Origin of the sequence: uncultured Phascolarctobacterium sp. (genome assembly GCF_934190775.1) — a bacterium.
Lineage (GTDB): Bacteria > Bacillota > Negativicutes > Acidaminococcales > Acidaminococcaceae > Phascolarctobacterium_A.
The window spans coordinates 1-14,083 of sequence record NZ_CAKPTG010000020.1 but is presented as its reverse complement, the minus strand read 5'-3'; the positions used below and the strand labels follow the sequence as shown (position 1 = coordinate 14,083).

At 38.8% G+C, this 14,083-nt stretch carries 11 protein-coding genes and 2 pseudogenes; 3 read left to right on the top strand and 10 right to left on the bottom strand.

The annotated features are described in order from the left end of the window. Position 1 precedes the first annotated feature (1 nt). Both Q0G26_RS09855 and Q0G26_RS09850 read right to left on the bottom strand, forming a co-directional pair. Positions 2–2,128, bottom strand: a complete 2,127-nt coding sequence (locus Q0G26_RS09855) for a RecQ family ATP-dependent DNA helicase (RefSeq protein WP_293830251.1) — start codon at positions 2,126–2,128, stop codon at positions 2–4. Between the two features lie 72 nt (positions 2,129–2,200). Beyond that, entirely contained in the window at positions 2,201–3,682 is a 1,482-nt protein-coding gene (locus Q0G26_RS09850; protein WP_293830249.1) for a capsule assembly Wzi family protein, read from the bottom strand. A gap of 397 nt (positions 3,683–4,079) precedes the next feature. Between Q0G26_RS09850 and Q0G26_RS09845 the strand changes: the two genes are divergently transcribed. After that, positions 4,080–4,334 (top strand): DUF4160 domain-containing protein, encoded by a 255-nt coding sequence (locus Q0G26_RS09845; protein ID WP_293830247.1) that lies wholly within the window; start codon positions 4,080–4,082, stop codon positions 4,332–4,334. 14 nt (positions 4,335–4,348) lie between these two features. Further along, positions 4,349–4,591: a DUF2442 domain-containing protein gene (locus tag Q0G26_RS09840; RefSeq protein ID WP_293830245.1), complete on the top strand. Its 243-nt coding sequence runs from the start codon at positions 4,349–4,351 to the stop codon at positions 4,589–4,591. A 155-nt stretch (positions 4,592–4,746) separates the two neighbouring features. Here Q0G26_RS09840 and Q0G26_RS09835 read toward each other — a convergent pair. After that, a pseudogene (locus Q0G26_RS09835) lies at positions 4,747–5,037 on the bottom strand (UDP-N-acetylglucosamine 2-epimerase); the annotation flags it as partial. Positions 5,038–5,503: 466 nt separating this feature from the next. On the opposite strand from Q0G26_RS09835, the gene Q0G26_RS09830 reads away from it, so the two are divergent. Further along, complete coding sequence (locus tag Q0G26_RS09830) at positions 5,504–6,412, top strand: Rpn family recombination-promoting nuclease/putative transposase (protein ID WP_293830241.1); 909 nt, start codon at positions 5,504–5,506, stop codon at positions 6,410–6,412. A gap of 62 nt (positions 6,413–6,474) precedes the next feature. Here the strand turns inward: Q0G26_RS09830 and Q0G26_RS11485 are convergent. From Q0G26_RS11485 to Q0G26_RS09800, 7 genes and pseudogenes are all read right to left on the bottom strand, one after another. Next, positions 6,475–6,699 (bottom strand): annotated as a pseudogene (locus Q0G26_RS11485) (hypothetical protein). A gap of 158 nt (positions 6,700–6,857) precedes the next feature. Further along, a complete protein-coding gene (locus tag Q0G26_RS09825) occupies positions 6,858–8,132 on the bottom strand; it encodes a hypothetical protein (RefSeq protein WP_293830239.1) in 1,275 nt (424 codons plus the stop codon). 223 nt (positions 8,133–8,355) lie between these two features. Next, complete coding sequence (locus tag Q0G26_RS09820) at positions 8,356–9,591, bottom strand: nucleotide sugar dehydrogenase (RefSeq protein ID WP_293830237.1); 1,236 nt, start codon at positions 9,589–9,591, stop codon at positions 8,356–8,358. A gap of 28 nt (positions 9,592–9,619) precedes the next feature. Further along, complete coding sequence (locus Q0G26_RS09815; protein WP_366517769.1) at positions 9,620–10,693, bottom strand: NAD-dependent epimerase/dehydratase family protein; 1,074 nt, start codon at positions 10,691–10,693, stop codon at positions 9,620–9,622. A gap of 170 nt (positions 10,694–10,863) precedes the next feature. After that, on the bottom strand, positions 10,864–11,493 hold the full coding sequence (locus tag Q0G26_RS09810; protein WP_293830233.1) for an HNH endonuclease: 630 nt from the start codon (positions 11,491–11,493) through the stop codon (positions 10,864–10,866). Beyond that, positions 11,486–12,094 (bottom strand): hypothetical protein, encoded by a 609-nt coding sequence (locus Q0G26_RS09805; RefSeq protein WP_293830231.1) that lies wholly within the window; start codon positions 12,092–12,094, stop codon positions 11,486–11,488. The genes Q0G26_RS09810 and Q0G26_RS09805 overlap by 8 nt, the downstream gene beginning before the upstream one ends. After that, a partial coding sequence (locus Q0G26_RS09800) for an ATP-binding protein (RefSeq protein ID WP_293830229.1) occupies positions 12,094–14,083 on the bottom strand: 1,990 nt, incomplete at its 5' end. The genes Q0G26_RS09800 and Q0G26_RS09805, both read right to left, overlap by 1 nt.

Sequence of the window (14,083 nt, the reverse complement as noted above, 5' to 3'; positions counted from 1 at the left end):
TTTAATCCTCACTATTCTGTGAATTAGCTAAGGCAAAAGCAAATACTTTAGCCATACCAGCCTCACGAACCAGCTTGCTGGCAGCAACAGTAATCGTCCATTTGGAATCTACCATATCATCTATTAAAAGTACATTAGCATCTGACAAAGTATTATCCTTTATAAAAACACTATCCTCAATATTTTTCTGCTGTTGAACTGAAGTGTGCTTATTTTTTTGTTCTTCTTTACTAGTTTTACCCAATATATCCAGATATTGACAATTTAGCTTTTTGGCTAAACGCTCTGTAAAGCTGCTTACCAAAGAAGGATGGTTGAGCGACGGAATGGGAATAAGGTATTTTATGTCTTCATTGCGAACTACTTCTCTAAGCTTTTTGGCTGCTGCCACAACAAGCTCATCTGCAAAATATGCTGGATCAGATTCATATTTGCCTTCTCTGACAAGCTTACCATAATTACCCGTACCATACTTTGTTAAGACAAAAATTTTATCGCCACAAATTCTCTCGTTTGCTGGAATAAATTTATTAGTTACTGCCCATTTCTTTCTTGCAGCAACATCATAATCAAAGCTATCAATAAAATCTTCAGCTTCTGATGCTATACTAGCTGAATATTCCTCTGACAAAGACTGCCCAGATTCACAAAAAGCACAATGCCCACACGGCTTTGATGCTTTATCATTCAATAAAGCGGTTACATATTGCATATAACATTGCTTGCTGGCAATGTAAGCATTCATATCTCCTAATTCCATATGACGCAGTTGTGTTAATTGATTAATATGCTCTTCATCGGGATGCCAATCATTGTCTTTAACTATATATTTTGTAGTTCTCGATTCAGAATCAAAATATTTGATCACTGCATCTTGCGCTACAAGATATCTTATTACTTTATCTACTAATCCACTCGTATGCTTTCCTTCTTTTATAACATCATCTTTCGAAATACCATCAGCTTTTTTTATAGAATCAAAAATGGACATCATCTGGTCTTTAGTAGCAAAAGCACTACGAATAAAAAACTTATTAACATCATCATCGTTAGGCGATGCTAAAAGCACTGCATAAGCCAAAGGAATCTCCTTCCCCCTACCAGCTCTGCCTATCTGCTGATAATATTCAATAACATTTTTGGGCTTACTAAAATGTATTACAAAGCCAATATTAGGCTTATCAATCCCCATACCAAAAGCACTTGTAGCAACTAAGATATCAATTTTATCACCCAGAAAATCGGTTTCTAAATCTATTCTCAAATGTTTATCTACTTGTCCATTATATATTTCTATACGCTTATCAGGAAAGCATTTTCTCAACCAGCCTGCTACTAATTGGCAATCATTTATAGTTGCACAATAAATTATACCAACATGCTTTTGTAAATCATAAATATGTTCTTTTAACCAGGCTAACTTTCCTTTATAATCGGGTATTTTTATCACCTGGATATACAATGATTCCCTTTGCAGATTGCCGCGCAAAATAAGCATCTTTTTCTTAGTATTATTTTTATATCGCAGCTGTGACGCAATATCATTAACAACTCTGTCATTGGCGGTAGCTGTCGTAGCCAAAACTGGATCATTGCTTGTCAGATTATCTACTATTTTAACTATATTCATATAGTCTGGTCTAAAATCGTGTCCCCAGTCAGATATGCAGTGAGCTTCATCAATAACCAAAAAACCTATTTCCTTAATCTCACCCATAACATTTTCCATAAAATCATTATTAGTAAGACTTTCCGGAGTAACAAAGAGAATATCTACATTGTCTTCTTTTAATAATTCTATAGTTTTCCTTTTGTAGTCACTGCCTACCGAAGAATTATATAAACGAATGGACTCATCTTCAGGAAAAAATTTTCTTGCTGCTTCAAACTGGTTGTTCATCAGTGCAAGCAAAGGACTAAATACTAAGGTTAACCCCTTGCCTTGAGCACGCAGTATCTTTGTAGCCAAAAAATACACTAAGCTTTTTCCCCAGCCAGTTTTTTGCACAACCAATACCCTATTTCCATCAAGAACGGCCTTTATCGCCTCTAACTGACCTTCATGCAACTTAGCATCTTTTCCATAAACTTTCTTAAATTCTTTGGTGATTAAATCTTCAGTATACATAAACTATACCTCGCAAACTAATATTATCAGGGAACAAGAAAAGCGTATATTAAACTCTTACATGCTCCAGGCTCAATACTCCCAGCTCAGGCCAACAGCCACCAGCTTACTGGTATCGTCCACCAGCTTGCCATAGCCAACAGCAGTATGCAGCAGCAAATTCTTCTGCAGGCTCTTACTGTAGCTCAGCTCCACCTCCTGCAGCCCGCCATCATACTGCGCCGTCTGCTGCATATCAGCCCAAGTATAGCTCAGTCCCAGTTTGCCGCCATCCGCCAGATAATGGTTAACCTCCGCATAAACGCGTTTCGCATCCGCGCCCAGCCAATCGCCCAAAATAGCGTCTTTATACGTCCAGCCATTCTTCAGCACCCAATGGCCATACCAGGCATCATTAGTTTTGGCAGCCTCCACGCGCAAATCCCAGCTGCCGTCCGGCACCAGCTGTGGGAAGTAAACGCCCACATTATAAGCATTTTCGCAGGGGAAGGCATGCGCCTGGTCCTCGCCATACAGCGAAGCATAAACCTGCACGCCCGGGAAGCGATACTTAAAATCAAGGCCAGCCATATCGTTCCAATTATCCTTTTCGGCAGCATCAGCATTATCGCCCAGCAGCCAATGCTTATTAAACTTCTTCAGCATCGACATGCGCTCCAGCCCAATTGTAAACGTATCCGTCGGCATAAAATCCACACGCATGCCAACAAGAGCTGCATGGTCCTTTTCCAGCGCCGAACCGGAAGTTGCAACCCTGTTACCCTCCAGCCTGCTGGCAAAAACATTGACATTCGCCTTGCCCAAAAACTTCAACGCACCATGCTCAAAGGTGTGCGGCTCCAGCAAATTCAGCTTAATTGCTGTCTGCGGCGTTGCATTGCTGCCAAAGGCCAGCTGTCCTGCGCGCCCTACGCCCCAGGACATCGGCTGCCTGCCGGCAGTAATCCCCCACACGCCCAAATGCGTTTTGGCATAGCCCTCAACAAGGCTGGCATCGCCATGCTCGTCCTTATCCCAGCTAAAGCGCGGCGTAACGCCCACAGCCAGGTCCTTGTTCAGGCTGCCGCTGATGTGCAGCGCGCCCACAGCATTAAAGCCATCGCCATAAAGATAGCCATTGTTATTGTGGTTCAGCAGCTGCCACTGTGCCTTGGCATTGTTATACTTATAGGCAGCACTATCCTGCTGCAGGTACGACAGGTCAACACTGGCGCCGCGCAGCTTCACATTATTAATCTTGCCTGCACCCTGCAGGTAGGCAATCTCTTCTGCCAGGCCCTCACGCATTGCATCCAGCCTGGTCTGCAGGTATGGCGGCAATGGTTTACTCTTGGCAATCGCGTCAGCCTGCAGCACCCATTTGGCCATGTCCAGGCGACTGTAAGGCTTGGTGTTGGCAGGCATGTCCTGAATATAACCCATGCCCTCCAGCTTATCAAGATAACCGTAATAGCTGCTATCAAGCGGCACGTCAGCCGTAACTAGCGGGCTGGCTGCGGCGCAGCTGCAGCCAAGGGCCGCGGCAATTGCTATTGCACTAAGTATTTTTTTCATCAGGCAGCATCTCCTATGCTTATAAATTTGCTCATTACAAGTGTATATTATATCGCTTGCTTATTGAAAACAGTCTACAGTAATATATTGTAGCAAACTAGATTCTATCTTTCAAGATTATTTTATATATTGCTGGCTAAACCTGTATATTGCAACCTCGTCATATGTTATGTGATTTTTCAGAATCTTCACTTGACTTCTGCTGTCCTTTTATTTATACTTAGCTTAGCTTCACATTTACAACAAAATAAGCAGGGCCTACCGGCTCATGTCGGTAGTATTTAGCAGTACCTACGGTATCCGAAAATTTTGGATGCTATGTGTACTGCTTTTTTTCTTAAGCACCTCATGTTGTATTGTACTGAAGCAAATATTATAATTAAAGGAAAAAAACAGTATGCCGTTAATATCTTCTTTTTACGGTATGTACATCAAGATGTATTTTCAAAGAAAAGAACACAACCAACCACATTTTCACGTCATATACGGTGAATACACAGGCGAAATCGAAATCAAATCATTAAAAATGCTAGAAGGAGATTTACCACCTAAAGCACTGGAGCTTGTCAAAGAGTGGGCTGCATTGCACCAAACTGCGCTGATGCATATTTGGGAAACACAGGAATTTATTAAACTGCCACCATTAAAATAACAGGAGGTGCTACCATGTTTCATAAAGTTCAAGATGTAAAAGCAATGCCAGATTTTATTTTAAAGGTTGACTTTATTAATGGTATTTGCAAGTATTATGATGTAAAACCGCTTTGGAAAATATGGCAGCCCTTTAAAGCTTTAGAATATACCAACGGTCTTTTTAACTTGGTTAAGGTTGATGTTGGTGGTTATGGTATCAGTTGGAATGATGAGCTTGATTTGAGCTGTGAGGAACTTTGGGAAAACGGCTACTGACCAAGCCATGAATATTTTAAAAACTCCACCCGAAGAACACCAGTACTTCAAGGATCTGTTAGCTAAGGAGCAGTAAGCTCCGCCTGTTCAAAAAGCGCCTGCCATTTGGCAAGCGCTTTTTCTATTGCACGATATTTAACTCTAAGTTGCTCCCCTTACCCTTTTCTCCAGACCATCTTATTAACCACACCTGTGTAGCTTTGGATAATCTTCACAACCTTAGTAGATACGTTCTCATCTACATAATCAGGCACCGGCAGTCCGTCATCGCCATCAAGGTTCATCTGCACCGCTGTATCTACAGCCTGCAGCAGGCTTTTTTCGTCAATGCCTGCGAGCACAAAGCAGCCTTTGTCCAGCGCTTCCGGGCGCTCCGTAGAGGTACGGATGCACACCGCCGGGAACGGATGCCCCACACTGGTGAAGAAGCTGCTTTCTTCCGGCAGGCACTCGTCCTTGCAGCGTTTTCCTGCTTCCATATGGAAGATGGGGATATGCAGGCGCTGCAAATCGCTGCTGCCGCCTACTACCTCCACGCCATCGACTGCTGCACCAACTGCCTGCTGTCGTGCTCCAGCGTCACGCGGCCAAAGCCACCCGCGCCTACTATAAGAAGTTTTGGGTTCATTAGTTGTCACCTCAGCTATTATTGTCAGAATTTTACTTGACTTTATATGATTTCTCCTGTATACTCAACTACAAATGTAACATTTACAACTAAATAAGCAGGACCTCTCGACTTACGTCGTTAGAATTAAGCTGCAGTACCTATAGTGCTCGGAGATTCCGAGCGCTATAAGTACTGCGTTTTTGTTTTTTGGCATATTTCTTGCACGCGATATATCCTGACTAACTGTCAGTTTATATATTTTCAAGCACAAATATGTTATAATTAAAGAAAGGAGTTCTTCTATGGGAACCAAAGACACTACTCAAAAGCGTTTAGAAGACTTTGAGGATATCTTTGCGGATATCAGTAACGTTCTTCTCTATGACGGTGAAGACGTTATTAAGGAAAACGAGCTTGAAACCGTCACTGCTAAAGACACCTACACTGTTGAACAACAAATCCACGAGGTGGAACGCGATGTAGCTAAAAGGTGGCGGTACCACTCTCTGCACATCTCTTTAATCGGCTTGGAGAATCAAACTAATCCCGATTACAAAATGCCGCTACGCGTCATCTGCTATGACGGCGCTTCCTACAGAGCACAGCTTAACGCAGAGGAATCTAAGAAAACTTATCCTGTAATTACGCTCGTGCTTTACATGGGTACAGAAAAGCACTGGACTGCCCCTAAACAGCTCACCGATTGCTTTAAATGTGATGAAAGACTAAGCAAGTTTATCAGCAATTATAAGATTAACGTTGTAGAGCTTGCCTGGCTAAGTGACGAGCAGATTATGAAGTTCAAAACAGAGTTCCGAAATTTCGTTGAGCTACTGCGTGATACGCGCCTTGGCCGAAAGCCACAATACTCCCCTATCCAGCTCAAGCATGTACATGAGCTCCTACAGCTTATGCGCGTTATGAGCGACAACGACGAATATGAACAATTATTAAAACAGACAACAAATAATCTTAAGCAGAACAAACTCAAAGGAGATGAAATCACTATGAAAAAGATTGTATCGCTTGGTTTTGATGAAGCTAGAGCTGAAGCAAGAGCTGCCGGTTTAGCTGAAGGCGAGGCTCAAGAAAAATTTGCTACCGCTAAGCGTATGCTTGCTCTTGGCAAAAGCCTTCAAGACATTATGCTGATTACTGATTTACCCATGAGTAAAATTCAAGAGCTGCAGACTGAAATCAAGTCTGCATAAAATTGTTTAGTTTTAACACCGCCGTGCGCATCAGCGTGCGGCGGTATTTGTTTTATACTGTATTAGTAAATTTTATCAAACAAACCTGGTTTCCCAAAATTCTTCCCTATATAAGAATTTAATCCCTCACCGACTATGGCTAACCTTTTCATTTCTTCTACATGTGCTTGTCCGATTTTTATATAGCTATAGCGATAGATGACAGGATTTTTTTAAAATCTAACATCAATATAATCCGTACTCTTTAATAAACCAACAAGTAATACAAAAATATACTCTTTATACATTTATACATTAAAGTTGATTCAAATAATATTACATTACTAGCTGCAACCATTAATCTCAATAATAAATCTGCACAAAATAATACCCGTGAAGATGATTTACCATTAAATTATTGGAATTACAGAATATAAATTAAGTGTTGGCTTTTTCGCTATTCTTTTCATTCTTTTTTTGCCAAAGCACTAATTTTATCTAATATTAACTGAAGAATCTCAGACTTATCTTTACTGTTATCAATATTTTCATCAATGATATCTTCTCTATTAATAAATATCCTTTTTACAACTTCGGACTTCAATTCTTTCTTTACGTCTTCAGGCATATTTTCGACAAATGTATCAAACGCAACTAATTCCATTTCAATTTTCCTAGCATAACGTTCTATTTTTCCTTGAGCATTGGCTTGTTTACTTGCATATCCTGAAGCTGCTAATGCAATCATTATAACGATGGACCTAGCTATAGCACCATACCAAAACAAATCTACATTCATTTTTTCCGTCATATATGTCATTGTATAATAGGCAGTAATTGCAGCAGCTACTAAAGAAAAGAAACAAATCGCATTCCATAAATGACCTCTATTTTTAGCATTATCAGCAACTTGTTTATACTTGTATGAAAACATTGTTGTATTTACTTGTCCAACAATAGTTTTTGCTGTATCTATGTATCGTGTAAGTTCCTCATCTTTTGCTTCACGTAACTTTGAGAGTTTTTCTTCCTGTTCTTTATACAACTTATTAAATTCTTGTATTTTAGTATCTAGTTGCACCTTAATCGAAGTCATAGTTTCTGTTAATGTACTTTCATTTCTCTCTTTAAGCCTATCACCAACTTCTTCCATCCTGTTCTTGAAATTATTAATACTTTCATCTAATTGCGTAAGACGCCTTTCATTATTAGCTTTAAAATCATTTTCTTTCTGAATGATATCATTCTTTAAACTCTCTATTTCTTTTTTCTGTTTTTCTACAAGTTCTTCTAATTCTATGCTATTTGCTTGAGTAGTATGTACTTGAGTATTTAATTTTCCTACAGCATACTGCATATCTGATATATATTTTCTTGTTATATCGCATTCTTCTCTTTCACTTATTACAGTACCCCTAAATAAATCTAAGACACCGTCAGTATATAACATCATGTTATTTATATAATCTTCGTTCTTAGAAGATTTAAAATTATTTAATTCTCTTTGGAGATCATTTATTGTTCCGCTGATTTTATCCAAAAAGTTAACAGAAAACCACTGTTTATCCTCAGAATTCAATTTATGTCTTATTGTTTCGTAAATGAGCACTTCCCGATTAAGTTCCTCTATAACTTCTTGCGAATAAGAACTTTCCCCCAATGCTTCTCTAAGTTGAGCCAAGAAATCGTCAAGCGTATTATAAACTCTGTGCGTACTAATTTTTTCTTTATGACTTTGCATGTTTACGTATCCTCCAATCGTTTACAAAATTCTTTTATCAATGCATTCTAATACTTTTCCAAAAACCATACCTTGTATTTACCAAACAACAGTACATAATTTAATTATAGCACCATTACATTGCGATTACAATCACGCAAGCACTAACAGTCATCTTCCCCTCTCCCCCACCAACAACAAACACCGCCAAGCGCACGCTTGGCGGTGTTTCACTTTATTCCATTTAATCTCTTCTGAACAAATCTCTAGTATATACCTTTTCCTGCACATCATCCAAACAGCTATCATAGCGGTTTGCAATAATCGCCTGGCTTTCAGCCTTAAACTTCTCCAGGTCGTTTACCACAACGCTACCAAAGAAGGTAGTGCCATCTTCCAGCGTAGGTTCGTAAACAATAACCTTCGCTCCTTTAGCCTTAATACGCTTCATTACGCCCTGAATGCTGCTCTGACGGAAGTTGTCGGAGTTGGATTTCATGGTCAGGCGGTATACGCCGATTACAGGCTCTTTGCCTTCCTTCTGTGCATCATATTCAGCATTAGCTTCATAGCCACCGGCAATTTCCAGCACACGCTCAGCGATGAAGTCTTTACGTGTTCTGTTGCTTTCAACAATCGCTTCAATGATGTTTTCCGGTACGTCTGCATAGTTAGCCAGCAGCTGCTTGGTGTCCTTCGGCAGGCAGTAACCACCATAGCCAAAGCTGGGGTTATTGTAATGGCTGCCAATACGCGGATCAAGGCAAACGCCGTTGATAATTTGCTGGGTATCCAGTCCCTTCATTTCTGCATATGTATCAAGCTCGTTGAAGTAGGAAACGCGCAGTGCCAGATAGGTATTGCTGAACAGCTTAACAGCCTCTGCTTCGGTGAAGCCCATGAACAGGGTGTCGATGTTCTCTTTGATTGCACCCTCCTGCAGCAGGCCGGCAAAGGTATGCGCAGCCTTCACCAGGCGCTCGTCCTCCAGGTCAGTGCCCACGATAATGCGGCTCGGATACAGGTTATCGTACAGCGCCTTGCTTTCACGCAAGAATTCCGGGCTGAAGATGATGTTCTTGCTACCGGTTTTTTCACGGATGCTTTTGGTGTAGCCAACGGGAATGGTGGATTTGATTACCATAATGGCATTGGGGTTGTACTGCATAACCAGCTTGATTACTGTTTCTACAGCGCTGGTGTCGAAAAAGTTCTTTTTGCTGTCGTAGTTGGTCGGTGCAGCGATAATAACAAATTCTGCGTCTTTATAAGCCATTTCTGCATCCAGCGTAGCAACAAGGTTGAGGTCCTTTTCAGCCAGATATTTTTCAATATAATCATCCTGAATCGGGGATTTTTTGTTGTTGATCAGTTCAACCTTTTCCGGGATAATATCAACGGCCTTTACTTCATTGTGCTGCGCAAGCAGCGTAGCCAGGGAAAGTCCAACGTAACCAGTACCAGCAACGGCAATTTTCATGTTCATCATACTCCTTTTATTTATATAATCAGCAGTTATAAAATTTCTTGTACCATTCAGCAAATTTGCGCAGTCCTTCGCGCAGCGGTGTGCTCGGTTTAAAGCCAAAGTCTCGCTCCAACGGCGTTGTATCGGCATATGTCACAGGCACATCACCAGGCTGCATGGGTACAAGCTTTTTGTGTGCTTCAAAGTCATAATCAGCAGGCAGTACTCCTGCGCGCAACAGCTCTTCCTGCAGGATGGTCACAAAGTCCAACAGATTTTCGGGATGGCTGTTGCCTATGTTATATACCTTATACGGCGGCAGCGGCAGTCCGTCCTCGCCTACCTTACGCTCAGGCGGTACCTGCATTACGCGCTTTACGCCTTCTACGATATCGTCTACGTAGGTAAAATCACGCTTGCAATTACCGTAGTTAAAGATTTCAATGGTTTTTCCTGCCAACAGCTTGTTGGTGAAGCCAAAGTAGGCCATGTCCGGGCGGCCTGCAGGACCATATACGGTGAAGAAGCGCAGTCCGGTAGAGGGAATGTTGTACAGTTTGCTGTAGGCATGTGCCAGCAGCTCATTTGATTTTTTGGTGGCAGCGTACAGCGATACAGGGTTGTCTACCTTGTCATCGGTGGAATACGGCACTTTTTTGTTGGAGCCATATACGCTGGAGCTGGAAGCATATACAAGATGCTCTACGCCCTTGGCGCCGTTGTCATAGGAGTGACGGCAGGCTTCCAGTATGTTGTAAAAGCCAATCAGGTTGCTTTCGATATAGGCATCCGGGTTGGTGATGGAATAGCGCACGCCTGCCTGTGCTGCCAGGTTTACTACTATTTCCGGTTGGTAGTCGGCAAATATTTTGTCGATGAGTGCTTTGTCAGCCAGGTTGCCTTTGATGAAGGTCCACTGTGAGTCGCTGTGCTCGGCAGCGGTGGCAGCAATCTGCTCCAGACGGTATTCCTTGATGGATATGTCGTAGTAGTCGTTCATGTTGTCCAGACCGATGATTTGCACCGGTGACAGGGAGCGCAGCAGCTCCAGGACGAGGTTGCTGCCAATGAAGCCGGCAGCACCAGTTACTAAGATTGTTTGCATGATATACATATCTCCTTTTGTTAGCATACAGAATACTGTTTGATATTGCGGCAATACTATTATAATACTTACAAAAATTCTACTAGTAAGCGATTGTTATATATGTTTTAAGATATTTGCCATACATTATTCTTAATTTTGAATTATACATTAAATTAATAATTCAAATAGCCCAAATTCTATGTCATGATATTACGCTTCATACATAAGAAATCTATCTTTTCATTTAGCTGACATTTTAAACTATCATTGTTCTCTATTTTATCACGTAATTCCATCATACTTAACAACAAATAATCTATTCGACAAGTCTCTCTTCCAAGTTCTAATTTCTTATAAAAATCTATCGCTTCCTGGGAAGCATCTTGCGAAACTCTTATATAAAACATGTTATCTCTATAGTAAATCTTTTTAATTTTTTCAAGATCCGGATTTAATATTTCTTGAGAACTCTCCGATAACTCAAAGTTGCTTTTGTTATGATTGCAAGTATGACAAGCTAAAACAAGATTTCCAATAAATCCAGCATCAGTTTCACTTCTAAATCTCTTTGAGGTTTTAGGAATAAAATGATCAATTTCAAATTGTGACTTTACATTTATTCGTATTGAAGTTCCACAATAAGCACACCGATAACAATAAACTTTTAGAAATTTAGATTTAAACTCACTAGCATTCTCTGAAACTATCTTATGAATATCTTTAGCTCTAGGATGAGCAGATTTGATTTCATTCATTAATACTTTCTTTTTCTCACTTATATTACCAAATGATTCACAACTCTTCGTTAATCTGTAATCATCATCCATTTACTTTCTCCGTTAATTCTTTAAATCCAATAACAAGTCTATCAATATCCTCTTTCGTCAATTCAGTATATGATTCAGTTCCCTTAAGGTTACTTATCGCTCTTTCTTTTATTAGTGGTTCCCAATTATCATTTTCTTCAAAGCAATTAGCTAATGTTCTGTAAAGATCTACTTGGGCAATTGCATTCTTTATATGCTGTAGTAAATTAGCATCATAATATTCTTCTGGCGACATACCACAATCACAATTATACTTTGGTATTATTTGAAGTGACGCATCCATTTTGTTTTGACTAATCACGAGTACTTCAATATAAGGATACGACCGTTTTATTATAAATTTAAACTCCTCACCAGAAAACTTACCTTTTGATGCATTTCTATCCTCAAAAAGTCTTGAATCTATCAAAATTATATTAGCTCTTCTTACTCTTATATCATTTATTAAACTATTATATCCTAAACTTGGATCAAATTTAATTTCTTCACATTCTAATTCAATAGTACCATCTAATTCATCCTTAAGATGTTTATCTAAATAATGACTAAGTGATATTTCCATTTCATCATCAATGTACACCAGCCGATATTTTTTCACCATTATACACCTCCAATAGTAAACGTTACTTGAAATCCATCACTACCATCTATATTTTTTATCTCTCCTTTGGCCATTTTTATTGTGTTATTGACAATCCACATTCCAAGTCCATGACCATTTTGTCTTGTTGTTTCATGAACCTCTAATATTTTCATAGGATTATCTTTATATTTTTTATCAAGTCCCTTTCCATTATCCGAATAAGATAAATGCAAGATATTATTATCTAGTGCAACCTTTACATAAATATCCAAATGATCTTTTCTGTCATTCTGTTGTATACTATTTAATATTAAATTATCAAAAATTACTTGAAAAACATCTTCAGATATTAAATAATTTATATTTGCGTCTACATCTAAGTGAATCTCAACCCAAGCATAATCTGTTTTCCAAGTATTATTTATTTTATCCAATATACTTTTTACACAATATGTCTGAGGATTAAATTGATTCTTTTCAATTTGAGAAAGCATGATATTCATAAAGCGTAAAATCTTGATACATTTTTCTTTATTTTTATTAAGTAAATCAGGAACATTTTTATAAGCTTTATCTGTACATTCCGGAGAATTAAGTTTTTCCCACATCTCGTAATCCTTTAAAGCAGTAATGATAGAATCTATGTTTCCTGAAATTATATTACGATCATTTTTCATTTCATGTGCAATCGCCGATGCTTTAAGCCCGACAGTTGCCAATACATTTAGAATTTGCACATCATATTTATATTGTTTTTCAACGTCTTCTTTTTCTTGACGTGCCACTTGTTGTTCTTGTCTGAATGTTTTTATTTCAGCTATAAGCTGATGCGTCTCTTTCTCTGATAGTTGCGGAATTGCTTTAGGATTTTTTGCAATCTTATCAGATACAGGCGTTTCTACAACCTTAGATTCCTTTTTATTTTTTTTATCAATGAGGCGTATAATACCTTGCCTATATCGTTCAAATTCCGCAATTCCCGTAAGAATTATTCTAACAAATAACTCATAGTATATATTCTCGTCTAAACCTTGTCTATTAGATAAATCCAATAGTACAGCATTCCGTTCTTTATCAATTTCAACCTTTCCAGCTATTTGGTTTTCGCGTACACGCCAAGCTCCTGTTGGATGGGATGCTGCAGCCGGAGAAATTCTAGACCTTTTTCCAAACTGGAGCCAATCTTTTTTTCCCTCATATAATGCAATACTAAAAGCATTCCTATACAGCACCACACCACCGGAGATGGTTTGTTGAGGTCCACGATGTTTATATAAGAATTTCTCAATTTCTAGTCGATTGGGCTTTACAGAAAAAAGAAATTCACCTGAAAAATCCCCTAAATCTGTTAATCTAGATTTTAGTTCATCATCATTTAAATCATATTCTTTGGATCCATCAAATTCATTGAAGATGTTAGTTACTATAGTTTGCCTATTCAAATTAACACCAGGACAATATTGCTGAGCGCTATTTTCGAACTCATCTGAATCAATGTCCGTAGTTAAAATATGATTAATGCTATCATATTTAATTCTAATATAAGACAGACAATTAATTCCTAACTCTGCTTTAGGTAAGTATGAGGAAACTATTCCATTGTAATCAGAATGCTCTATAAAAATTTTCATAGCATTATCATTATATGTTCTAGATAAATAATCAACTAAGTTATTTATTTTCGATTTTCCCCACTTCTCTCTTAACTGCTCAATAATTATAGTCGTTCCTGTTGTTGTATTATGAATATCTTTTTTGATTTGAGAAACGTTCCAATCTGTTTCCCAAATAATCGCTTCACTATTCTCTTTTTTGCTATAAATAGAAATCTTGCCACCAATCCTAGCCATCGCAAAACGACCAACACCTTTTGAACCGGCTAAGACACGTTGATGATTATTAGCATCTAATATATCATATTTTTTTTCACTTTTTCCAACATGCATCCATAATTTACGAATATCATTTTCATTGAGACCAATTCCATCATCAATAATTTTTAACATT

Excerpts from the sequence above, each read along its gene's own strand:
- Q0G26_RS09855 (WP_293830251.1), bottom strand. The coding sequence starts at position 2,128 with ATGTATACTGAAGATTTAATCACCAAAGAATTTAAGAAAGTTTATGGA.
- Q0G26_RS09850 (WP_293830249.1), bottom strand. The coding sequence starts at position 3,682 with ATGAAAAAAATACTTAGTGCAATAGCAATTGCCGCGGCCCTTGGCTGC.
- Q0G26_RS09845 (WP_293830247.1), top strand. The coding sequence starts at position 4,080 with ATGCCGTTAATATCTTCTTTTTACGGTATGTACATCAAGATGTATTTT.
- Q0G26_RS09840 (WP_293830245.1), top strand. The coding sequence starts at position 4,349 with ATGTTTCATAAAGTTCAAGATGTAAAAGCAATGCCAGATTTTATTTTA.
- Q0G26_RS09830 (WP_293830241.1), top strand. The coding sequence starts at position 5,504 with ATGGGAACCAAAGACACTACTCAAAAGCGTTTAGAAGACTTTGAGGAT.
- Q0G26_RS09825 (WP_293830239.1), bottom strand. The coding sequence starts at position 8,132 with ATGCAAAGTCATAAAGAAAAAATTAGTACGCACAGAGTTTATAATACG.
- Q0G26_RS09820 (WP_293830237.1), bottom strand. The coding sequence starts at position 9,591 with ATGAAAATTGCCGTTGCTGGTACTGGTTACGTTGGACTTTCCCTGGCT.
- Q0G26_RS09815 (WP_366517769.1), bottom strand. The coding sequence starts at position 10,693 with ATGTATATCATGCAAACAATCTTAGTAACTGGTGCTGCCGGCTTCATT.
- Q0G26_RS09810 (WP_293830233.1), bottom strand. The coding sequence starts at position 11,493 with ATGGATGATGATTACAGATTAACGAAGAGTTGTGAATCATTTGGTAAT.
- Q0G26_RS09805 (WP_293830231.1), bottom strand. The coding sequence starts at position 12,094 with ATGGTGAAAAAATATCGGCTGGTGTACATTGATGATGAAATGGAAATA.